Here is a 21,039-nt window from a genome sequence, read left to right as displayed (position 1 = left end):
ACATCCGCCCCCCAATTGGACTGATGTAAGGGACCTAGGTTAAGAAGCCTTTACCGTATTCAAAATTGAGCGCAAATCGTGGCAAATGCGCATCAATTCCGAAAAAAAGCGGCAAACCCTCTTGTCCGCGCCAACAAATATGCCGTTTCGCCCGATGACCCGGCCAGGCCAGCCGCTTCAGCGATACATGTCGTTGCCGCCGCGCATGCGAAGCTGCATCAGCTTAGCCCGCTGCTGCTTGATGGACAGCGCCTCCGCCTTCCTGCTCTCGCCGGTCTCCTTGCGCGCCTGAACCGGCGCGGGCGGAGCCGGGCGAACCACGACCGCGAAACGCTGCCAGTCCTGCCAGCCGTCGATGCCGAGAGCCTTGGTCAGCGTGGCGTTGTGTCCATAGATGTCAGGGCGCCGCTGAAGCAGCCCGTTCTCATCGACGAAGGCCGTGAAATAGGCCAGATGCACCGGGACCCGGCTGCTGAGATCGACCCGCTTTTCCTGCCCCCCGATCATTGCCTTGAGTTTCTTCGCATCCCAGCGCGGGTCGAGCTGAAGAAGCGCGTCGGCGAAGTCGAACGGATCCTGCACCCTGACGCAACCATGCGAGAAGGCCCGGCTCGAGCGCGAAAACAGGCTCTTCGACGGCGTGTCGTGCAGGTAGACCGAATGCCGGTTCGGGAACATGAACTTGATCTTGCCGAGCGCATTGCCGCCACCCGGCCGCTGGCGGATGCGCACCGAGCGCAGGTTTACCCCGCTCCAGTCGATGGCCGAGGCATCGACCACACGCCCGCCGGAGACGACCTCGTAGTTGCGGCTCGCCAGATAGGAGGAATTCGCCCGCGCCGCCGGCAGAAGCTCCTGCGAGGCGATGGAATACGGCACGTTCCAGTAGGGATTGACGATGACGTGGTCCATCTCGTCAGAGAACACCGGCGTCTGGTTCTGCGGCTTGCCGACGACGACGCGGGTCTCATAGACAGGCTGCCCGTCGCGTATCAGGCGCGCCTTGAACTCGGGAATGTTGACGAAGACGTGGAACATGCCGAGATCGCGCGGCATCCAGCGCCAGCGCTCCATGTTGGCGATGACGTCGGAAACGGCCATGCCGTCGTCGGAGACCGCGTTGAGAGCGAGAAGCGTGCGCGGGCCCACGACGCCGTCCGGATGCAGGCCGTTGTCCTTCTGGAAATCCGCAACCGCCTGCTTCACCCGCTCATCGTAGAAGGCGGGATCCGTCCTCGACGCGTCCAGCGCCTGCACGACATCCTCGTCCTGCGGCGCGGTTTCGCCGTCTGTCGACACCGCCGCAACCGGCTCCGCCGCCTCGGCGTCCGGAGCCTCCGCAAGGCCTAGGCGCTGTCGCAGCACCACGACCCGCTCGTCACTGACACCAAGCTTCAGCACCTTGCCGTCCGGTACGACCGGCGGACGATCGTCCGCCGCGCCCGGCCTGGTCAGCTCTGCAAGTTTGCGGCGCAGCGCCTGAAACCCGTCCTGCGGCGGGTTGAAGCCGTCAAGCGCGACGACCGGGTCGCTGGCCGAGGCGATGCTTTCCAGCGCTGCCGCGATATCGGGATGGGTCGGCTTCGCCGTTGTCAGCTTGGACAGGCTCTCCGGCTCGACCCGTCCCGCCTGGGCATGGTCGGCATAGGCGACAAGAGCCAGCGACAGCAGCACGTCGAAACGCGCGGCGGTGGCCTCGTCGAGTGTGCCCGCCGTGCTGGCAAGGTCTTTCGGAAGCGCGTAGTCGGCCGGGCGCAGCCCGTCCCGGTCAGCATGGCGCAGGCGCACCAGGAGGCCGCGTGCCGCCAGGCTTGGGCTTGCCTGCTCGCTCCACAGCGGCGCGAAGTCCCGCGCCTGATAAACGGAAAGGATCGCCTTGCGGCGCGCCGGAGTGACGAAGGAAAGCTCCGCGTCCGCCTGCGACAGGCCCTCGCCTTCGCGCAGCATCCGCTCCAGCAGGCGTGCCTCGGCGGGCGTTTCACGCGCGCTCGCCTCCGCTTCGGGAAGGGCGTCGGGCGCCGGCACAACGCTGTCGACGGCGGAGGCTGCCGCCGGCGCGCTGCCAGAGACAACAGTGTTGGCAAGCGCCGGGCATGAGATCAGCGCGACCCCGGCAACCGCTGCCAGAACGGTGCGACTCACGCCAGAGAGCGCGCTGGACACCGGCAGGACACGGCTGGAATGGCGGGCGGTGGCGCGGGCAAACGGCATGGACTGCTCTTCCTGTCGGCACGGGGCCCGGAGGAACCGGGCCGAAGGGCGTTGCGCTGTGATTCGCCTAGGAAGCCTGCAGGCCGCGGCCATTGCAAGGCAGAGCCGCTCGCGCCTGCCCCCTATTCTGCCGCCTCCGCCTCGTCTGTTGCCTCAAGGCCATAGTCTTTCAACTTGCGATAGAGAGTTGAGCGCCCGATTGACAACCTACGCGCGACTTCGGTCATCCGCCCGCCGTAGTGTTCAATCGCCGCCCGGATCATGTCGGCCTCGACATCGGCGAGCGAGCGAATGTGCCCTTCCTCGTCGAGACTGCGAATGAAACCGAAGGGCGACGCGGCGTCCCCCGCGCCAAGCGGAATGGCCGTGCCGATCATCGGGTCGCTCGCGGCACCGGCGGTATCGCGCGCGGACGCGCCCGACAGCCCCACCGGATGCGCCTGGACCGCCATCACCGGAGCCAACACCTGAGCCGAGATCTGGTGGCCGGAAAGCTCCGCCCCCGAAGCGAGCGGGCGGCTCGGACCGGAGCGCATCTGCTGCACGGCCGACTGGACCTGCGGAAAATCATCCACCGTCAGGTGATTGCCTTCGCACAGCACGACCGCACGGAAGACGGCGTTCTCGAGCTGGCGGATATTGCCGGGCCAGTCGTAGGCCTGAAGCATGGCAACCGCATCCGGAGCCACCGATCCGATGTGCGGACGCCCCTCCTCGGCGGCGAAACGGGCGAGGAAGTGGCGCACAAGATCGGGAACATCCTCGCGACGGTCGCGAAGCGGGGGCAGCCACAGCGGGAAGACGTTGAGCCGGTAGTAGAGGTCCTCACGGAAGCTGCCGTCCTTGACGAGATCGATCAGCCGGCGGTTCGTCGCAGAGATGAGGCGGAAATCGACCTTGACCGGACGGCGGCCACCGATCGGATCGATCTCGCCTTCCTGCAGAGCCCGCAAGAGCTTCACCTGGATCTCCGGCGGCAGTTCTCCGACCTCGTCGAGAAACAGCGTGCCACCATGGGCCTCCTGGAACTTGCCGACATGCTTGTCGACCGCACCGGTGAAGGCTCCCTTCTCGTGCCCGAAAAGGATCGATTCCACCAGGTTTTCCGGGATCGCGCCGCAATTCACGGTGACGAAGGGACGCGCCTTGCGCTCACTGGTGCCCTGGATGGCGCGCGCGATCAGCTCCTTGCCAACGCCCGATTCGCCCTCGATCAACACCGGGATCTGCGAACCGGCCGCGCGCTTGCCGACACGGATCACCCGGTCCATCGCCTCGGATCGGGTGACGATATCGTCGAAGGTGAAGGTGCCACTCGACTGCTTGTGGATACGGGTGATCTCGCCCTCGAGCGCCGACATGCGCATGAAGGTGCGGATCGCCACTTCCAGCCGCTCGGGCGACACCGGCTTGACGACAAAGTCCTGTGCGCCGGCGCGAATGGCGTTGACCGCCGTGTCGATGCCGGCATGCGCCGTCTGCACGATGATCGGAATCGCAACCCGCGCTTCGCGCAGCCTCGCGATGACACCCATGCCGTCAAGCTCGGGCATGACGAGATCGAGGATCAGCAGGTCGACATCGGAGCCTTCCGGGCCGGTAAGCAGCGCCACCGCCTCCGCGCCGTTTTCCACGCAGCGCGCCCGATAGCCGAAGCGCTTCACCGCCTCTTCCAGCAGCCGGCGCTGGACCGGATCGTCGTCGGCGATGAGGATGCGTCCGCTGGTGGGGATCATCTCGTGCGGCCTCGCATGCGAGCCCCAGGTTGCGGAGCTCAGGTGTTTCAATTCGGGGCAGATTAGTCCTGCCGCGGTAAACAAATCGTCCATGCGCGGCCAGCGCGCCACGCCGGCGGCAGGCATAAGCGACGATCAGGCGCTGCCCTCTCCTCTTTAACGCCGCGACAAACCCCTATATCCAGAGAGACAACATCCCGGGCGACCGGGAGCCGACAAATTCACTGGCCGCCGGGCCCGCAAGGCACGGCCCGGCCGGCAACGTTCCGGAGAGAGCATGACGTCGACCCGCGACCTATCTTCCACACAACGCCACGATCGCTTCCGTCTCATCGCGGCCCCCGGCCCCTCGGCGGGCTCGGCGAAGGCAGGCGCGCTCGGCGACCTGCCGGAGTGGAATCTCACCGACCTCTATTCCTCCCACGAGGCCCCTGAAGTCGCCGCGGACCTGGAGCGCAGCCTCCGCGAAGCGGAAGCCTTCGAGAGCCGCTACAAGGGCAGGCTCGCCGAGATCGCCGGGCGCTCCGGTACCGAGCTTGCCGGCGCGATCCGCGAAATGGAGACACTCGACGACCTGATGGGCCGGCTCGCCTCCTATGCCGGTCTCTTCTACTCCGGCAACACCACGGACCCCGTGCGGCAGAAGTTCTACGGCGACGTTCAGGACAAGCTGACGACGGCAAGCACGCATCTCATCTTCTTCGCCCTCGAACTCAACCGCATCGACGACGCGGTGCTCGACGCGGCCGCCGCCGACCCGGATCTTGCGCACTACCGGCCCTGGCTCGACGACATCCGCAAGGCGCGCCCGTTCCAGCTCGAGGACCGCATCGAACAGCTCTTCCATGAAAAGTCGCTGAGCGGGTCGGCTGCCTGGAACAGGCTCTTCGACGAGACCATGGCGGGCCTGCGGTTCGACGTCGACGGACACACGCTTCCGCTCGAGCCGACGCTGAACCTGATGCAGGATTCCGACGGCGAAAAACGCGAAGCCGCAGCCCATGCGCTCTCCGATACCTTTCGGGAAAACCTCCCGGTGTTCACGCTGATCACCAACACGCTCGCCAAGGACAAGGAAATTTCCGACCGCTGGCGCGGTTTCGAGGACATCGCCGACAGCAGGCATCTGGCCAACCGGGTCGAGCGCGAGGTCGTCGACGCCCTGGTCGAGGCCGTGCGCGGCGCCTATCCGGACCTGTCGCACCGATACTATGCGCTGAAGGCGCGCTGGTTCGACCGGGACAGCCTCGACTTCTGGGATCGCAACGCGCCGCTTCCCTCCGCCGACACGCGCCAGATCCCCTGGGACGAGGCGCGCGAGACCGTGCTCGGCGCCTATGGCCGCTTTTCGCCGAAGATGGCCGACATCGCCCGCGACTTCTTCGACAAGGGCTGGATCGACGCTCCGGCGCGCGAAGGCAAGGCGCCGGGCGCCTTCGCCCATCCCACTGTGCCGAGCGCCCACCCCTATGTCCTGCTCAACTACCAGGGCCGCACCCGCGACGTGATGACCCTTGCCCATGAGCTTGGCCACGGCGTTCATCAGGTGCTCGCCGCCCCCAACGGCGCATTGATGGCCCCGACACCGCTGACGCTGGCCGAAACCGCCAGCGTCTTCGGCGAGATGCTGACGTTCAAGACCCTGCTCGCCAACGCGGAGACACCGCAGAAGCGCAAGATCCTGCTCGCCGGCAAGGTCGAGGACATGATCAACACGGTCGTGCGCCAGATCGCCTTCTACACCTTCGAACGCAAGGTCCATGCCGGCCGCCGGCAGGGCGAGCTGACCTCCGGCGAACTCTGCGACATGTGGATGTCCGTGCAGGCGGAAAGCCTCGGCCCGGCAATCCGTCTGTCGAAGGACTACGAGACATACTGGACCTACATCCCGCACTTCATCCATTCGCCGTTCTACGTCTACGCCTATGCCTTCGGCGACTGCCTGGTGAACTCGCTCTACGCGGTCTACGAGGAGGCGGAAGCGGGCTTCCAGGACAAGTATTTCGCACTGCTTTCGGCGGGCGGCACCAAGCACCATTCGGAGCTTCTGGCGCCCTTCGGGCTGGATGCCACCGATCCGACCTTCTGGCAGAAGGGCCTGTCGGTCATCTCCGGCTTCATCGACGAACTGGAAAAGATGGACGCATGAGCGGGTCGGGCGCGGCGGGCGGAGAGCAACGGCCAGGGACAAATCCCCCTGCCCTTGCCGGCAGCGTCGCGCCCACGCCCCTGCTTCACACGCCCTACGACGGATCAGCCCGCCCCTTCACGGTCGGGCTGATGCCGCTCGACCTCGCCGACTGGATCGAGCCCGACGACCGGCTGGCGGAACACCTGGCGCGCAAGGATGAGCTCCTCGCCGGGGCGGGAGCCCCCGTCCTTCTCGCCGAAGCGGGAACGCAGGCGGCGCAACAGGAGGTGCTCGATCTTCTCTTCGACCATCTCCCTGCCCGGTTTCCCGGCATCTATCATCGCGACGGCGACGCGATCTCTGTCACACCCGCCGGCCGACGGATCTCGCGAACGGCAGCCGATGAAGCCCCGATCGCAGCCGCCGCCCGCCTCGTGCAGGAGGATCTCGTCCTGATGCGCAAGGGCGCGGACGGCCACCGGCTTGCCGCAGCCGCCCTGTGCTTCCCCTCCTCCTGGTCGCTGGTCGAGAAGTTCGGCCGCAGCATGCGCGAGATCCACGAGACCGTCCCGGGCTTCAACGACGGGCGCATGGGGCAGATGGTTGCCCGCATCTTCGACAATCTCGCCGTCGACCGGCCGAGCTGGCGGCTCAACTGGTCGCTCTATTCCGGCGCCGAACTGCATCACCCAAAGCCGAAGCGGATCGACGCGGCACGGATGGACGGAGCGCCGCGCGAGGGACTTCATGTGCGCGTCGAACGCCAGACCCTGCGCCGCCTGCCCGGTTGCGGCGACATCCTGTTCACCATCAAGATCCACCACGACCCGGTTGCCGCCTTCGCCGGCCATCCCGACGGCATGCGGCTCGCGGCCGGACTGCGCGAACAATTGCTGGCGCTCGACCCCGCCCAACTCGCCTACAAGGGACTGAGCGACGAACGTGACCGGATCGCCGGCCTCCTGGCCGCGCAGGCGGGGATGAGCCAGCGCGACTGATCGTCCCCTATCGGCGCCCGACGATCCGCTATATCCGTGGCTGCGTACACGTTTTCATCGCGGGGCAAGCCCGCCGCCAATCCCGAGGATACAGGCATGCCATCTCGCCCGCCCCGCGACCGCGAACAGAACCGTCTGAGCGCCCGTGTCGGCCGCTATGCCCGGGTTGGCGCCAACATGGGCGGTCTCGCGGCCAAACTCGCCGGCAAGCGCGTTTTCGGCATGGAGATCGACGACGCGAAGCAGGCGCGCGAGCTTGCCGAGGCACTGGGCGGCCTCAAGGGGCCACTGATGAAGGTGGCCCAGCTTCTCTCCACCATTCCCGACGCGATCCCACCGGAATATGCCGCCGAACTCGCCACGCTCCAGTCCGCGGCCCCGCCGATGGGCTGGGCATTCGTCAAACGGCGCATGCAGGCCGAGCTTGGAGCACGCTGGCAGGAACGTTTCGCAAGCTTCGACAAGGAACCCGCCGCAGCCGCCTCGCTCGGACAGGTGCACAAGGCCGTGGCGACGGACGGAGAGGCACTTGCGTGCAAGCTGCAGTACCCCGACATGGCTTCGGCGGTTGAGGCTGATCTGCGCCAACTCGGACTGCTGTTTTCCGTGCACAGGCGGATGCAGCCCGCAATCGACACCCGTGAGATCGCGACGGAAATTTCCGAGCGCGTCCGCGAGGAACTCGATTACGTGCGCGAGGCGCGGCACATGGCCGTCTATCGCGGCATCTTCGCGCGCGAGCCGCGCATCCGCGTCCCGGACGTGCGCGACGACCTGTCGACCGGCCGGCTGCTCTCCATGTCCTGGCTCGAAGGCGCCCCGCTGCTGTCGTTCAAGGACCACGGCCTGGAGGATCGCAACCGGATCGCGGAGGCGATGTTCCACGCCTGGTGGCACCCCTTCAGTCACTACGGGGTGATCCACGGCGATCCCCACCTGGGCAACTACACCGTCTTTTCCGAGGACGGCGTCCCCTCCGGCATCAACCTGCTCGACTACGGCTGCATCCGCGTCTTCCCGCCCTCCTTCGTCGCAGGCGTCGTCGATCTCTACCAGGGACTTCTCGAAGACGACGAGGCACGCGTGGTCTCCGCATACGAACGCTGGGGCTTCACCGGCCTGACCAGAGACCTGATCGAGATCCTCAACATCTGGGCACGCTTCATCTATGGCCCGCTGCTGACGGATCGGGTGCGCTCCATCGCTGACGGAGTCAGCGCCGCGGAGTACGGCCGCAAGGAGGCTTTCCGCGTGCACCAGGCACTGAAGGAAAAGGGCCCGGTCCGGGTGCCGCGCGAGTTCGTCTTCATGGACCGCGCCGCCATCGGGCTCGGGGGCGTGTTTCTGCATCTGCGCGCCGAACTCAATTTCCATCGCCTGTTCAACGAACAGATCGCCGCGTTCGACGGCGGTCTGGTGGCGGAACGACAGAACGCCGCGCTCGCCGACGCGGTCCTTGCCACCTGATCACAGGCGCGGCCCGAAGCCCGGCAGTGCCGCCGACCGCACGCCGCCGCTTCCCCAACGGTCGGCGTCTTGGCCATCCGCGCCCGAAATCAGCGCGTTGCCCGCAGGTGTGTCTCTGTTATAAGTACGCCCACCTATGACTTAGAGGCACCTATAGGGGGACCCATGGCCGAAAACACCTCGTCCGCAATGGACTATGCCGAGCACGATCGTACCTACGCCGGCTTCATCAATTTCTCCAAGGTCGGCTCGATCGCCGTTCTGAACGTCGTGCTGTGCCTGATCTTGTTCAGCTTCGGTGGCGGTGCTGGCGTGTTCTTCGGCTGGATCGCGCTTATCGCAACGCTGGTAGCGGCGGCCATCGGCCTTGCGGCTGGCGACAAGGGGTGGATCCCTTCCGCGGGCGTCTTCGTGCTCGCAGGCCTTGCCTCGATCATCGTCACCGCCTGATCAGGCCCCCTGACCCGCTGGCACACCAGAGCCTGGGAGGACTCAATCGATGAAACTCGCAGTGCCCCGCGAGAGCGAGGCCGGTGAAACGCGCGTCGCCGCGACGCCCGACACCATCAAGAAATTCGTCGGCCTCGGTTTTGAGGTCTCGGTCGAAAAGGATGCAGGCCAGTTGTCGCGCATCCTCGATGCCGACTACGAGGCCGCAGGCGCCACCATCGCCCCCGACGCGAAGGCGACGCTCGCCGACGCCGACATGGTGCTGAAGGTCCGCCGTCCGAACGCCGACGAGATCGTCCTGATCAAGAAGGGCGCCATCGTCATCGCGACCATGGATCCCTTCGGTCACGAGGCAGAGGTCGAAGCGATGGCCAAGGCCGGCCTGTCCGCCTTCGCCATGGAGTTCATGCCGCGCATCACCCGCGCCCAGGTCATGGACGTTCTGTCGTCGCAGGCCAACCTCGCCGGCTATCAGGCGGTGATCGACGCCGCTGGCGAATACGATCGCGCCATGCCGATGATGATGACCGCCGCCGGCACCGTGCCGGCAGCCCGTGTCTTCGTCATGGGCGCCGGTGTCGCCGGCCTTCAGGCGATCGCCACAGCCCGACGCCTCGGCGCGGTGGTGAGCGCAACCGACGTGCGCCCCGCCGCCAAGGAGCAGGTGGAATCGCTCGGCGCCAAGTTCATCGCTGTCGAGGACGATGAGTTCAAGCAGGCCGAGACCGCTGGCGGCTACGCCAAGGAAATGTCGGACGAGTACAAGAAGAAGCAGGGCGAACTGGTGGCAAGCCATATCGCCAAGCAGGACATCGTCATCACCACCGCGCTGATCCCGGGTCGTCCGGCGCCGAAGCTGATCTCCAAGGAGATGGTCGCCTCGATGAAGCCGGGTTCGGTGATCGTCGATCTGGCGGTCGAACGCGGCGGCAACGTCGAGGGATCCAAGCCGGGCAAGATCGCCAAGGCTGGCGACGTCAAGATCGTCGGGCACCTGAACATGCCTGGTCGCATTGCCGCCTCGGCCTCCGCGCTCTACGCGAAGAACCTGGTCGCCTTCGCCGAGACGATGATCGACAAGGAAGCCAAGGCCATCGCCGTCAAGTGGGACGACGAGCTGGTCAAGGCGACTGTGCTGTCGCACGACGGCGCCGTCGTCCATCCGGCCTTCGCGCCGAAATCCGAATAAGGGGGGAGCGACATGTCGGACATCAACGTCACGGACGCGCTCGAGCGCGCCAGAGCCGCAGCGGGGGCCGCCCGTGAGGCGGCCGAAGCGGCCCAGGCGGCCGCCGACGCGGCGCAGGGCTATGCGGACCAGATCTCGGGCGGCGTCGGCCAGTCCATCGCCCACGCCGCCTCCGCGGCGACGGGCGGGGCGATCGACCCGTTCGTTTTCCAGTTCACCATTTTCGTGCTGGCGATCTTCGTCGGCTACTACGTGGTGTGGTCGGTGACCCCGGCCCTGCACACACCACTCATGTCGGTGACCAACGCCATCTCGAGCGTCATCGTCGTTGGCGCCCTTCTGGCCGTCGGCGCGGATCTGGCGGCAGAGGGTGCGGGCTTTGCCCGCGGCTTCGGCTTCCTCGCGCTGATCATGGCGAGCGTCAACATCTTCGGTGGCTTCCTGGTCACCCAGCGCATGCTCGCCATGTACAAGAAGAAGCAAAAGTAGGAGACCGGACACGATGCTTTCCGCCAATGTCACGGCCGTCCTCTACGTTGTTTCGGCCGTTCTCTTCATCCTTGCGCTGCGCGGGCTTTCCAGCCCCGAGACCTCGCGCCAGGGCAACTTCCTCGGCATGTCCGGCATGGGCATCGCCATCATCACGACGCTGCTGACGGCGGCTCCCGGTTTCGGTGGGCTGGCGCTCATCGTGCTCGGCCTCGCCATCGGCGGCGGCGCGGGCGCGGTCATCGCCAAGCGCGTGCCAATGACCGCCATGCCGCAGCTCGTCGCAGCCTTCCACTCGCTGGTGGGCATGGCGGCGGTGATGGTCGCCGCCGGTGCGCTCTATGCGCCGCAGGCCTTCGGTATCGGCGAGACCGGATCGATCCATGGTGCCAGCCTGGTTGAGATGTCGCTCGGCGTCGCAATCGGTGCGATCACCTTCACCGGCTCGGTCATCGCCTTCGCCAAGCTCGACGGACGCATGTCCGGCGCGCCGATCATGCTGCCGGGTCGGCACGCGATCAACATCGCCATGGCGGCGCTGATCGTCCTGCTGGTCATCGTCTTCGTCCAGACCGAAAGCCATTTCGTCTTCTGGCTGATCGTCATCGCCTCGCTGATCTTCGGCGGACTGATCATCATCCCGATCGGCGGCGCGGACATGCCCGTGGTCGTGTCGATGCTCAACTCCTATTCCGGCTGGGCAGCGGCGGGCATCGGCTTCACGCTGGGCAACATGGCGCTGATCGTTGTCGGCGCGCTTGTCGGCTCTTCCGGCGCCATCCTGTCCTACATCATGTGCAAGGGCATGAACCGCTCGTTCATCTCCGTTATTCTCGGCGGCTTCGGCGGCGACTCCGTGACGGCCGGCGGCGGTGACGGCGGCGAGGAGCGTCCGGTCAAGCAGGGCTCCGCCGAGGACGCGGCCTTCATCATGAAGAATGCGTCCAAGGTCATCATCGTGCCCGGCTACGGCATGGCGGTCGCTCAGGCTCAGCACGCGCTGCGCGAGCTCGGCGACGTGCTCAAGGAGGAAGGCGTCGAGGTCAAATACGCCATCCACCCGGTCGCCGGCCGCATGCCCGGTCACATGAACGTGCTGCTGGCAGAGGCGCAGGTGCCTTATGACGAGGTGTTCGAGCTCGACGACATCAACTCCGAGTTCTCGCAGGCCGACGTCGTCTATGTCATCGGCGCCAACGACGTGACCAACCCGGCCGCGCGTGACGATCCGAGCTCGCCGATCTACGGCATGCCGATCCTCGACGTCGACAAGGCCGGCACGGTCCTCTTCGTCAAGCGCGGCATGGGCTCCGGCTACGCCGGCATCCAGAACGAGCTGTTCTTCCTCGACAAGACGATGATGCTCTTCGGCGATGCGAAGAAGATGACCGAGGGCATCGTCAAGGCGCTCTGAGCCTCGACGACAGTCTCTCCAAAAACGACAGCGGCGCGCCCCGACAGGAGCGCGCCGTTTTCATTTTGCGGCTCCCTTGGCGCGCAACAAGGCCCACGCAGCGCGGCCACACTCGCACTCACGCCACTCACGACTGCAAAAAGGGTGATGGATCGGTGGGGCGGCTCTGCCGGAAACCAGACCGCGCGACATCGGCCGGTGCGATTCGCGGCGCGGCCACATAGCCTCGCGGAACCGCCGACGCGCGACGGTTCCGCTCGAAAGAGGCTCAGGCGTCGTTCGCCGGGCCCGTCATGCCGAGAGCATGCATGTAGAGGTCGAGGATCGCGTCCTCTTCTTCCCGCTCGTGCGGCTGCTTCTTGCGCAGGGAAATGATCTTGCGCAGGATCTTGACGTCAAAGCCGGTGCCCTTGGCCTCGGCATAGACGTCCTTGATGTCGTCGGAGATAACCTTCTTCTCTTCCTCGAGACGCTCGATGCGTTCGACAAATGCACGGAGCTGGTCGCCGGCGACGCCGCCTGGATCGGACATGGATACTCGTCTCCTTCGTCGGTGCAGCGACGGGCCGCGCCCGCACTGCTGTCTGGGGGTGAACTTCGAATATGTTGCCGGCTCCCCACGCGAGGCCGGATCCTTCGCCCCTTGAATGCGCGGATTTCCCGCCCGTTGCAAGAAGCCGGAACGAAAACGGAACGATATTCACACCGTCCCGTGTCGCCGCTGCCTCAGTCGTGTTTCGGCCTTGCCTTTTCGAAGGCCGCCTGCTTGTCGGGGCCCGCCTCGGTCTGGTGCAACGCCCTCCAGTCCGAATAGGGCATGCCGTAAATGATCTCGCGCGCCGCTTCCTTGTCGAGCGTCACGCCCCGCTCCTCGGCCGCGTCCCGGTACCAGTTGGACAGGCAGTTGCGACAGAATCCGGCAAGGTTCATCAGGTCGATGTTCTGCACGTCGGTGCGATTGCGCAGATGCGAGACCAGCCGGCGGAACGCGGCCGCCTCCAGCTCTGTGCGTGTCGTCTCATCGATCTCGGCCATGTGGATCTCCTGTCGGGTTTTGGGGCTGCCCGGGGCGCGTCAGGCATTGTCGCCACGCGAGCCGTAGTGCCGTATTTCGCGCAAGGCGGGCGAATTGGCAATGATCCGCCGCAACATCGGTTCGAGCCGCGCCGCCCAGGCGTCGATACCGGCCTCATCCCCGATCAGGTCCTGACGAACCTCGATCAGCGCATGGGCGATGCCGCGTGAAGTGCCATGGCGGTACATGCAGTCGTTCTTCAATGCCCCGTCGTAAGGCTCGTTGTCGCCGGTGACCAGATCCGGCTCCTGCCGCAGCGCCTCGATGAGCGGAACGGCAAAGCGCGGGTCCCTGTCCCAGAGAACGCCGGCATGCCAGGGGCGCGACACCCCCTTCCACACCGGCGTGAAGCTGTGGATCGACAATATGGCCGGGCGATGACCCGCCGCTTGCGCCGCATCGATCGCCGAGCTCACTGCGGCATGATAGGGCCGATGATAAGCGGCAAGGCGCGCCTCGCGCTCGGCCGCGTCGTGATGGGCGTTGCCGGGCACGACCGCACCGTCCGAAAGCCGCATGACCAGCGTCGGATCGTCCTCGCCACGGTTCGGATCGATGAGCAGCCGCGAGAATGTGGTCAGCAGCGCCGGCGCGCCGAAAGCCCGCGCCAGCCGCAGCGTCAGGCCGCGCACGCCGATATCGAAACCGATGTGCCGCTGCAACTCCCTTTCCGGCAACCCCAGCGAGCCATAGCGCGCCGGCAGTGCGTTGCTGGCGTGATCGCACAGCAGCAGCAGGCCGCACGCCGGATCTCCCGGCACGATCTCGACCGGTGTTTCATCTGGAGATGGCGACGGGGGAAAGGCTGCGGAGATCGGGGACGTCATCGGGCAGGATCCGTCGGAGGCAGGTTGGCGCGGACCAGGCCGCGCCCGAATTGGCGGGAGAGCGAAGGCTGCGGCTCCCCGTCGCTCAGCGCGTCTGGACCATATCGCGCGCATCCTTGCAACCCGAATCGCTCACTTGCCCCCGCTGCTCACCGCAAACACCGGTCACCGCGAACGCAGCGTCAAAAATGCGCGACAGCCGCCGCCATGCGGCGTAGGGTTCGTCGCCGGACGCCAGTTTGCGTGCCGTGCGACGAACCGGCACGCAGAACGCGAACAACACCGGACATCATGACGTTACGATCCTCCACAGCCTCCCCCGACGACCGCATGATTCTGGCCTTTGCCGCGCTGGTCGCCGGCGCCATGGCCATGGGCATATCGCCGGTCTTCGTGCGCCATGCCGAGGTTGGCCCGCTCGCAAGCGCCTTCTGGCGCGTGGCGCTCTCTCTGCCGGTTCTGGCCGCCTGGGCGCGGCTTGAGAGGACGCCGGAAAGAGAACCGGCAAGCTGGAACATCGCCACGCTGATTGCCGGCCTCGTCTTCGCCGGCGACCTGATCTTCTGGCATCTCGCCATCGTCAACACGACCGCTGCCAACGCCACGCTGCTGGCGACCCTGGCGCCGCTGTGGGTGATGCTGGCGTCAGGACTGGTGCTCCGGGAACCCGTCACACGCGCCATGCTCGCCGGCCTTGGCATCTGCCTTGCCGGCGCGCTGTTTCTCGTCGGCGACAGCCTTGCCTTCGCGCCGGACCGCTTGCTTGGCGACTTCTACGGCTTGGTGACCTCTCTGTTCTTCGGCAGCTACTTCCTGGCGATCCGCTTTGCCCGACGCGGATCCGGTGGCGTCTCTCCGGGCCTGCTGCTCTTCCGCTCCTCCGTCGTCACGGCGCTGGCGCTGCTGCTTGCCGCCTGGGCGCTCGAGGGCGACCTCCTGCCCCACAGCGCAAGCGGCGTCGCCATGCTGTGCCTGCTGGCCTTCGTCAGCCATGCCGGCGGCCAGGGGTTGCTCTCCTATGCACTCGGCACCGTATCGGCGGGATTTTCCGCGCTTGTCATCTTCCTTGAGGCTGTTGCCGCCGCAACCGTCGGCTATTTCATCCTCAACGAATCCCTGAGCGCCTTGCAGGTCGCCGGCGGAGCGGTAATCCTCGCAGGGATCTACGTGGCACGGCCGCGCGCTCCGGCGCGTTGAAGACCTGACGCCATGCGACACGAAAACGGGGAGGACAACCGCCGGTGAGCAAGACCGACGCCACACGCAACACAAGACCCATGCTCGCCCGGCTGTTCGAGGCCGCCGTCGACGCGGCCCGGCCCGAGACCTGCCTGCCAGCGCATCTGCCGAAGCCCGAGCCAGGCGGACGCATCATCCTTCTCGCCGCCGGGAAAGCCGGCGGCGCCATGATGCAGGTCGCCGAAGCCACTTATCTCGACCGGTTCGGCCTCGCTCCCGACCGTCTTGTAGGCCTGTGCGTCACCCGTCACGGCTACGCCCGCTCCCTACGCCGGCTGGAGCTGGTCGAGGCCGGACACCCGGTTCCCGACGCCGCTGGCGTCGAGGCGAGCGAGCGGGTGCTCGCGCTCGCCGCATCGGCGGGGCCAAACGACCATGTTGTCGTGCTGCTGTCCGGCGGCGGATCGGCCAACTGGATCGCGCCTGTGCCTGGCGTATCGCTCGCAGACAAGCAGGCGCTGACCCGCGCGCTGCTGCGCTCCGGCGCCACCATCGACCAGATCAACACGTTGCGGCGGCATCTGTCGCGGATCAAGGGTGGCCGCCTCGCTGCCGCCAGGGGCAAGGGAGCGATGATGACGACGCTCGCCATCTCCGACGTTCCGCACGATGACGCCGTCGCCATCGCCTCGGGTCCAACGCTTCCCGATCCGACAACACTCTCGGACGCCCGCGCGCTGCTCGAGCGCTACGCGCCAGACGCGCCCGAAGCCATCCGTCGCGCCCTCGAGGATCCCGCCAACGAGACGCCGAAACCCGGCGATACGCTCTTCGACGGCACCCGCTTCGAGATCGTGGCCCGCCCGGCGCTGTCGCTCGAGGCGGCCGCGCGCATCGCCCAGGCTGAGGGCTATGAGGCAGTTCAGCTCGGCGACAGCCTGGAGGGCGAGGCGCGCGATGTCGCGCGCACCCAGGCGGAAACGGCGAAGGCGTGCGCGCGGGAAGGCCGGCGCGCCGTCTTGCTCTCCGGCGGCGAGCTCACCGTCACCATCAAAGGCGATGGCCGCGGCGGTCCGAACCAGGAGTTCGCCCTCGCCCTCGCCCTTGCGCTCGATGGCCATCCGGCAATCGGCGCGGTGGCCGGCGACACGGACGGAACCGACGGCGGCAGCGGCGCGGCGGATGATCCGGCCGGCGCCTTCGTGACCCCCGCAACCCTTGCCCGGGCAAAGGCGATGGGTCATGATGCCGCCTCATTTCTGGAGCGAAACGACAGCACGAGTTTCTTCGGCTTTCTGGGTGATTTGTTGCAACCCGGCCCGACCTTCACCAACGTCAATGACTTCAGGGCTGTCATCATTGACAACACAGACGCAGGTCAGCCATAAGATCCCGCGCAGGGTGGTGGCACGAGTAATCGAATGATGAGAACAGCCGCAAGGCAACGGCGCACCACGGCAGAAGGTTCGGTACGGCGGTCATCGCTGCGGTGCGCGGCCGGCTTCTTATTGACAGCCGTCTTTGCACTGTTTTCGCTGAGCCTTGTCGGCGCGACGCCCGCGCGGGCTGAATTGCGCCTTTGCAACAAGACCGAAAGCCAGGTTGGCGTCGCGATCGGGTATCGCGAGGACAAGGACTGGGTGACCGAGGGCTGGTGGAACCTGCCCGCGAACACCTGCGAAACCCTCGTCGCCGGCGGCCTCGTGTCACGGTTCTATTACATCTATGCCGTTGACTACGACCAGTTCGGCGAATGGGGCGGTCGTGCCTTCATGTGCACCCGCGAAAAGGAATTCACCATCCGCGGGATTGAGGATTGCGTCGCCCGTGGCTACGAGCGCACGGGTTTTTTCGAAATCGACACCGGCGAACAGAGCAGCTGGACAGTTCAGCTCACGGAACCGGTTCAAGCAGGGACAGGCGGACAATGAAGCGCGACAGGCGGGTAAAGATTCTGGCAACTCTTGGCCCCTCCTCGTCCGAACCGCATATCATCGAAAAATTGTTCATGGCCGGCGCGGATGTCTTCCGCATCAACATGAGCCATACAAACCACGAGCAGCTCAACACGCTCGTGGAGATGATTCGTGGCGTCGAGGCCAAGGTTGGCCGCCCGATCGCAATTCTCGCCGACCTCCAGGGCCCGAAGCTGCGCGTTGGAACCTTCGAGGGTGATTCCGTCGTTCTGGAGAACGGCGCGACCTTCGTTCTCGACAGCGACACCACGCCTGGCAACGCCTCCCGCGTCCACCTTCCCCACCGCGAGATCCTTCAGGCTCTCGAGCCCGACCACCGGCTGCTGCTCGACGACGGCAAGATCCGCCTGCGCGTGACGGCCTGCGACAAGACGAGCGCCACAACCGTGGTCGAGGTCGGCGGCAAGCTCTCCAACCGCAAGGGCGTCAGCGTTCCCGACACCGAGATCCCGGTCGGCGCACTCACGCCGAAGGACCGCAAGGACCTCGACGCCGCGCTGGCGGCAGGCGCCGACTGGATCGCGCTTTCCTTCATCCAGCGCCCCGACGATCTGGCCGAGGTGCGCAAGGTCACCCGTGGCAAGGCCGGCATTCTCGCCAAGATCGAGAAGCCGCAGGCCATCGAACGCCTCGCCGAGATCATCGACCTGTCCGATGCGCTGATGGTCGCCCGCGGCGATCTCGGCGTCGAGATGCCGCTGGAGCAGGTTCCCGGCCTCCAGAAGCAGATCGTGCGGGCCTGCCGCCGCGCCGGCAAGCCGGTCGTCGTGGCAACGCAGATGCTGGAATCGATGATCACCGCGCCGGTCCCGACGCGCGCCGAGGTCTCCGACGTCGCCACCGCCGTGTTCGAGGGTGCGGACGCGGTGATGCTCAGCGCCGAGTCCGCCGCCGGCAAGTTTCCGATCGAGGCGGTCGAGACCATGGATCGCATCGCCTGCCAGGTGGAGCGCGACCCGACCTATCGCGGCATCATCCAGGCGCAGCGCCCGGAGCCCGAGCCGACCGGCTCGGACGCCATCGCCGCCGCGGCACGCCAGATCGCCGAGACGCTCAATCTCGCCGCCGTGGTCTGCTACACGACATCGGGCGCGACCGGCATCCGCGCCTCGCGCGAGCGCCCCGCCGTTCCCGTGATCGTGATTTCGCCCGTGGTCTCCACCGCACGGCGGCTTTCGCTCGCATGGGGCCTGCACTGCGTCGTTTCGGACGATGCCCGCGACGAGAACGACATGGTCAACCGCGCCTGCCAGATCTCGTATCAGGAAGGTCTCGCCCGGCCCGGCCAGCGCATCATCACCACGGCCGGCGTTCCCTTCGGCACCCCCGGCTCGACGAACATGCTGCGCATCGCCTTTGTCGGCAGCGACGGTCTCGGCAGCCTCTGACAGCTGGTCGCGCACGCGGCACTCAACATGATCGGGATCAGGCGGCAGGCGTTCTCGCCGCCTTTTTCGTTTTCGCAAGGCTGCTGGTCGCTGGTGGCTCAAAGTTCGGAAAAGCCTTGGCCACGACCCTGTCGATCTCGGCGATGACGTCCTGCGTTCGGGTGTGATGCGGCATGTGGCCGGCCCCCGGAAGATCGACCCGCCAGGCGTTGGGCAGATCGCGCAACAGTCCGGCCGAGTGGATCTCCGGCAGAACCACCGTATCCGCATCACCGGTGACGATTGCCGCGGGCTGCAGGATGTTGGGATAGAGCGGTGCGGCCTTCTCCACCTCGCCCTTCAAATGGCCGACATCGCGCGCGTTGGCGAGAAAACTCGCCGGCCGGAACAGAAGCGCCAACCCGATTCTCTCACCATAGTCACGCGGGGCCGCCTCCGGGCTGAACACCCCTTCGACGGCGCTCGGCGCAACGAGTGCCGCCACATTCGGCGCCAGCGTGTAGGCGAAGAGCGGACCGAGGACCGGAGCGGTCGAAGCCGTGTAGTACCAATTCACCCCCCCGGGCCAGGGATGGGTCGCGGGCGCGATGAAGACGATCCCGTTGATCCGGTCGGGCTCCTGCAGGGCAAGCTGGGCGACGACGGCCCCTCCCCAGGAGTGACCGACGGCCACGGCCCTGTCGATCCCCAGTCCTTCGAGCAGACTGGCAACGACCTCCGCTTGCCGCGCCGGGGAATACATGCCCGGTCCACCGCGCTCCGAATGGCCATGGCCGGGACGATCGACGAAGATCATCCGGTAGCCGCGTCTCGACAAGGGCTCGAGGAACGCCATGCGCATATCGAGCAGGTTGCCGCTCGCCCCATGCAGGAAAACCAGCGTCGGATCTCCCGGCCTCCAGTCTTCCGGCCGTTGGTCGAGCACGTGGATACCTTGCCCCGCGACCAAATGGATCTGTCCGACCGGCGGATATTTTGCCTCCGCCGCCCGGCCTATGACCTGCGCGGAAAGGCCAAGCGCGCCGAGAATGCCAGCGACGGCGAGAAGCGTGAGCGAGAGACCGGAGGCCATGCAATCCTGCCTGGAAGGGGTTCTGGAACGGCGGCGGGCCCTGACGGGCCGAAGGGCGGGTACACCGCCTGCCTTCTCATACGTCGGGGATCGGCCTGCGGATGCCGTCAGGCGTCCTCGCCTGCGAACTGCTCCGAGAGTGCATCGACGGCCTTGCGCGCGTTCTCGCTCGTTGGATTGAGCTTGAGGACCTCCTTGAAGGTCGCCAGCGCCTCGTCGTCGCGCCCCATGCGCCGCAGGATAATGCCAAGCCCCGACATGGCGCCCCAGTGGCGCGGCTCGAGCGCCAGCGTCCGCTCGATGTCAACGAGCGCGCGGCCGTAGTCCTCACGCAGGTAATTGATCGTGGCGCGCCGGTTCCACCCTTCGGCAAAGTTCGGGGCGAGGCGGGACACCATGTCCGCCAGGTCGAGCGCAAGCGCCAGATCCCCTCCCTTCAGGGCGGCGGCGGAGCGGGCCATCAGCAGATCGACCGTCGGGCTTCCCGAGCGCATCCAGATGCGCTGGATGCGCAGGACGACGGGCTTCGCCTGTGCGGGATCGTCCGTCTCGCTCAGTTGCGCGAAGAGACGGTCGAGTTCGGTACCGCTCTGCTTTTCCTCGGGAACAGCTGGGCCGGGACCACCCGGGGGCTCCACCGCCGTGGTCGGCGCATCGAAATCGTCGACGGAAGGAGGCATCGATTCGGGCGGCACAATGCCTCCCCCACCGTCCTGGGCAAGGGCAGCGCCGGAAAGAGCAAGGGAGAGTGAAAACAAGAAAAACGACCGCATAACAGCAAGTATGGCCTGCCGTACGCGGTCGTCAATGACTTTGCGAAGAAGTCGGATGAAAGCCCGTAGCCGGGGCCTCAGCCCTGGCGCGCCTTGAAGCGCGGAGCCTTCTTGTTGATGATGTAGACGCGACCCCTGCGACGGACCATCTGGTTGTCGCGATGCCGGCCCATCAACGCCTTGAGCGAATTCTTGATCTTCATCGTTCCAGTCTCCGTAAACAGAGCCGCGTTGGCGGCGGCATCCGTTTGTTCATCTGGTGGCGCCGGGGCACCGGTCCGTTCGGCCGCAGGTGGCTCCTAGGAGCCATCCTGCCAGGGTTGGCCAGTCTGCTTCTCGAGGCGGGCGCGCGCCAGGCAAAAGCCCGCGCGGCGCGACACGGCCCCGACCAGCTGTCTGGCCGGACCCGCCATCCGGTCATTGACCTTGTGACGGCGGATAAAATGGTGGGCGTGACAGGGATTGAACCTGTGACCCCTACGATGTCAACGTAGTGCTCTCCCGCTGAGCTACACGCCCGAACCTGAAATTCGTTTCCCTTTGACCGTAAGGTCGACCGGGATCAGTCCGGAAAGTTGCCGACAAGCGGCTGCGGTGGCAAGGCATATAACGGGGTTCTGGAAGCGGTGCAAGCCCCGATCTAAAACTTCTTCGTTGCCCACAA

19 protein-coding genes and 1 tRNA gene are annotated in these 21,039 nt (G+C 66.3%); 11 read left to right on the top strand and 9 right to left on the bottom strand.

Going from position 1 to position 21,039, the window contains the following annotated elements; all coding sequences use genetic code 11:
* Positions 1-177 precede the first annotated feature (177 nt).
* The gene (locus ACSLUQ_RS18285; RefSeq protein ID WP_461809330.1) at positions 178-2,211 is read right to left on the bottom strand and encodes a L,D-transpeptidase family protein; all 2,034 of its coding nucleotides are present in this window, start codon (positions 2,209-2,211) and stop codon (positions 178-180) included.
* Positions 2,212-2,333: 122 nt separating this feature from the next.
* Positions 2,334-3,947 carry a sigma-54-dependent transcriptional regulator gene (locus tag ACSLUQ_RS18280; protein WP_417772979.1) on the bottom strand — a complete coding sequence of 538 codons (1,614 nt, stop codon included), beginning with the start codon at positions 3,945-3,947 and terminating at the stop codon, positions 2,334-2,336.
* 277 nt (positions 3,948-4,224) lie between these two features.
* Here ACSLUQ_RS18280 and ACSLUQ_RS18275 point away from each other — a divergent pair, with 277 nt between their 5' ends.
* The 7 genes from ACSLUQ_RS18275 to ACSLUQ_RS18245 all read left to right on the top strand — a co-directional run bounded on the left by ACSLUQ_RS18275 (position 4,225) and on the right by ACSLUQ_RS18245 (position 12,085).
* Positions 4,225-6,096, top strand: a complete 1,872-nt coding sequence (locus tag ACSLUQ_RS18275) for a M3 family oligoendopeptidase (protein WP_461809329.1) — start codon at positions 4,225-4,227, stop codon at positions 6,094-6,096.
* The gene (locus ACSLUQ_RS18270; RefSeq protein WP_461809328.1) at positions 6,093-7,076 is read left to right on the top strand and encodes a heme-dependent oxidative N-demethylase family protein; all 984 of its coding nucleotides are present in this window, start codon (positions 6,093-6,095) and stop codon (positions 7,074-7,076) included. Before ACSLUQ_RS18275 ends, ACSLUQ_RS18270 begins: the two co-directional genes overlap by 4 nt.
* A gap of 96 nt (positions 7,077-7,172) precedes the next feature.
* Positions 7,173-8,543 (top strand): ABC1 kinase family protein, encoded by a 1,371-nt coding sequence (locus ACSLUQ_RS18265; RefSeq protein WP_461809327.1) that lies wholly within the window; start codon positions 7,173-7,175, stop codon positions 8,541-8,543.
* Positions 8,544-8,708: 165 nt separating this feature from the next.
* Entirely contained in the window at positions 8,709-8,993 is a 285-nt protein-coding gene (locus ACSLUQ_RS18260; protein WP_417772975.1) for an aa3-type cytochrome c oxidase subunit IV, read from the top strand.
* A gap of 49 nt (positions 8,994-9,042) precedes the next feature.
* Entirely contained in the window at positions 9,043-10,182 is a 1,140-nt protein-coding gene (locus ACSLUQ_RS18255; protein ID WP_461809326.1) for a Re/Si-specific NAD(P)(+) transhydrogenase subunit alpha, read from the top strand.
* Between the two features lie 12 nt (positions 10,183-10,194).
* Positions 10,195-10,671: a proton-translocating transhydrogenase family protein gene (locus tag ACSLUQ_RS18250; RefSeq protein WP_417772973.1), complete on the top strand. Its 477-nt coding sequence runs from the start codon at positions 10,195-10,197 to the stop codon at positions 10,669-10,671.
* Positions 10,672-10,684: 13 nt separating this feature from the next.
* A complete protein-coding gene (locus ACSLUQ_RS18245; protein WP_417772972.1) occupies positions 10,685-12,085 on the top strand; it encodes an NAD(P)(+) transhydrogenase (Re/Si-specific) subunit beta in 1,401 nt (466 codons plus the stop codon).
* 268 nt (positions 12,086-12,353) lie between these two features.
* Here the strand turns inward: ACSLUQ_RS18245 and ACSLUQ_RS18240 are convergent, their stop codons facing one another.
* The 3 genes from ACSLUQ_RS18240 to ACSLUQ_RS18230 form a co-directional block, all read right to left on the bottom strand.
* The gene (locus ACSLUQ_RS18240) at positions 12,354-12,617 is read right to left on the bottom strand and encodes a DUF2312 domain-containing protein (RefSeq protein WP_417772971.1); all 264 of its coding nucleotides are present in this window, start codon (positions 12,615-12,617) and stop codon (positions 12,354-12,356) included.
* A 194-nt stretch (positions 12,618-12,811) separates the two neighbouring features.
* The gene (locus ACSLUQ_RS18235; protein ID WP_461809325.1) at positions 12,812-13,120 is read right to left on the bottom strand and encodes a DUF1244 domain-containing protein; all 309 of its coding nucleotides are present in this window, start codon (positions 13,118-13,120) and stop codon (positions 12,812-12,814) included.
* A gap of 39 nt (positions 13,121-13,159) precedes the next feature.
* On the bottom strand, positions 13,160-13,987 hold the full coding sequence (locus ACSLUQ_RS18230) for an N-formylglutamate amidohydrolase (protein ID WP_461809324.1): 828 nt from the start codon (positions 13,985-13,987) through the stop codon (positions 13,160-13,162).
* A 291-nt stretch (positions 13,988-14,278) separates the two neighbouring features.
* Here ACSLUQ_RS18230 and ACSLUQ_RS18225 point away from each other — a divergent pair, with 291 nt between their 5' ends.
* From ACSLUQ_RS18225 to pyk, 4 genes are all read left to right on the top strand, one after another.
* Positions 14,279-15,184 (top strand): DMT family transporter, encoded by a 906-nt coding sequence (locus ACSLUQ_RS18225; RefSeq protein WP_461809323.1) that lies wholly within the window; start codon positions 14,279-14,281, stop codon positions 15,182-15,184.
* An 80-nt stretch (positions 15,185-15,264) separates the two neighbouring features.
* Positions 15,265-16,554 (top strand): glycerate kinase type-2 family protein, encoded by a 1,290-nt coding sequence (locus ACSLUQ_RS18220; protein ID WP_461809467.1) that lies wholly within the window; start codon positions 15,265-15,267, stop codon positions 16,552-16,554.
* 36 nt (positions 16,555-16,590) lie between these two features.
* The gene (locus ACSLUQ_RS18215; RefSeq protein WP_417773126.1) at positions 16,591-17,097 is read left to right on the top strand and encodes a DUF1036 domain-containing protein; all 507 of its coding nucleotides are present in this window, start codon (positions 16,591-16,593) and stop codon (positions 17,095-17,097) included.
* Positions 17,094-18,530, top strand: coding sequence for a pyruvate kinase (pyk, locus tag ACSLUQ_RS18210; RefSeq protein WP_461809322.1), 1,437 nt, complete (start codon positions 17,094-17,096; stop codon positions 18,528-18,530). The genes ACSLUQ_RS18215 and pyk overlap by 4 nt, the downstream gene beginning before the upstream one ends.
* 37 nt (positions 18,531-18,567) lie before the next feature.
* Here the strand turns inward: pyk and ACSLUQ_RS18205 are convergent, their stop codons facing one another.
* The 4 genes from ACSLUQ_RS18205 to ACSLUQ_RS18190 all read right to left on the bottom strand — a co-directional run bounded on the left by ACSLUQ_RS18205 (position 18,568) and on the right by ACSLUQ_RS18190 (position 20,894).
* Positions 18,568-19,602, bottom strand: coding sequence for an alpha/beta fold hydrolase (locus tag ACSLUQ_RS18205; RefSeq protein ID WP_461809321.1), 1,035 nt, complete (start codon positions 19,600-19,602; stop codon positions 18,568-18,570).
* Between the two features lie 107 nt (positions 19,603-19,709).
* On the bottom strand, positions 19,710-20,297 hold the full coding sequence (locus ACSLUQ_RS18200) for a tetratricopeptide repeat protein (protein WP_417772965.1): 588 nt from the start codon (positions 20,295-20,297) through the stop codon (positions 19,710-19,712).
* A 155-nt stretch (positions 20,298-20,452) separates the two neighbouring features.
* On the bottom strand, positions 20,453-20,578 hold the full coding sequence (gene ykgO, locus ACSLUQ_RS18195; RefSeq protein WP_417772964.1) for a type B 50S ribosomal protein L36: 126 nt from the start codon (positions 20,576-20,578) through the stop codon (positions 20,453-20,455).
* 241 nt (positions 20,579-20,819) lie between these two features.
* Positions 20,820-20,894, bottom strand: a tRNA-Val gene (locus ACSLUQ_RS18190).
* Positions 20,895-21,039 lie beyond the last annotated feature (145 nt).

It is taken from the genome of Stappia sp. ICDLI1TA098 (genome assembly GCF_054880955.1).
This window is presented reverse-complemented; position numbering and strand designations above follow the sequence as displayed.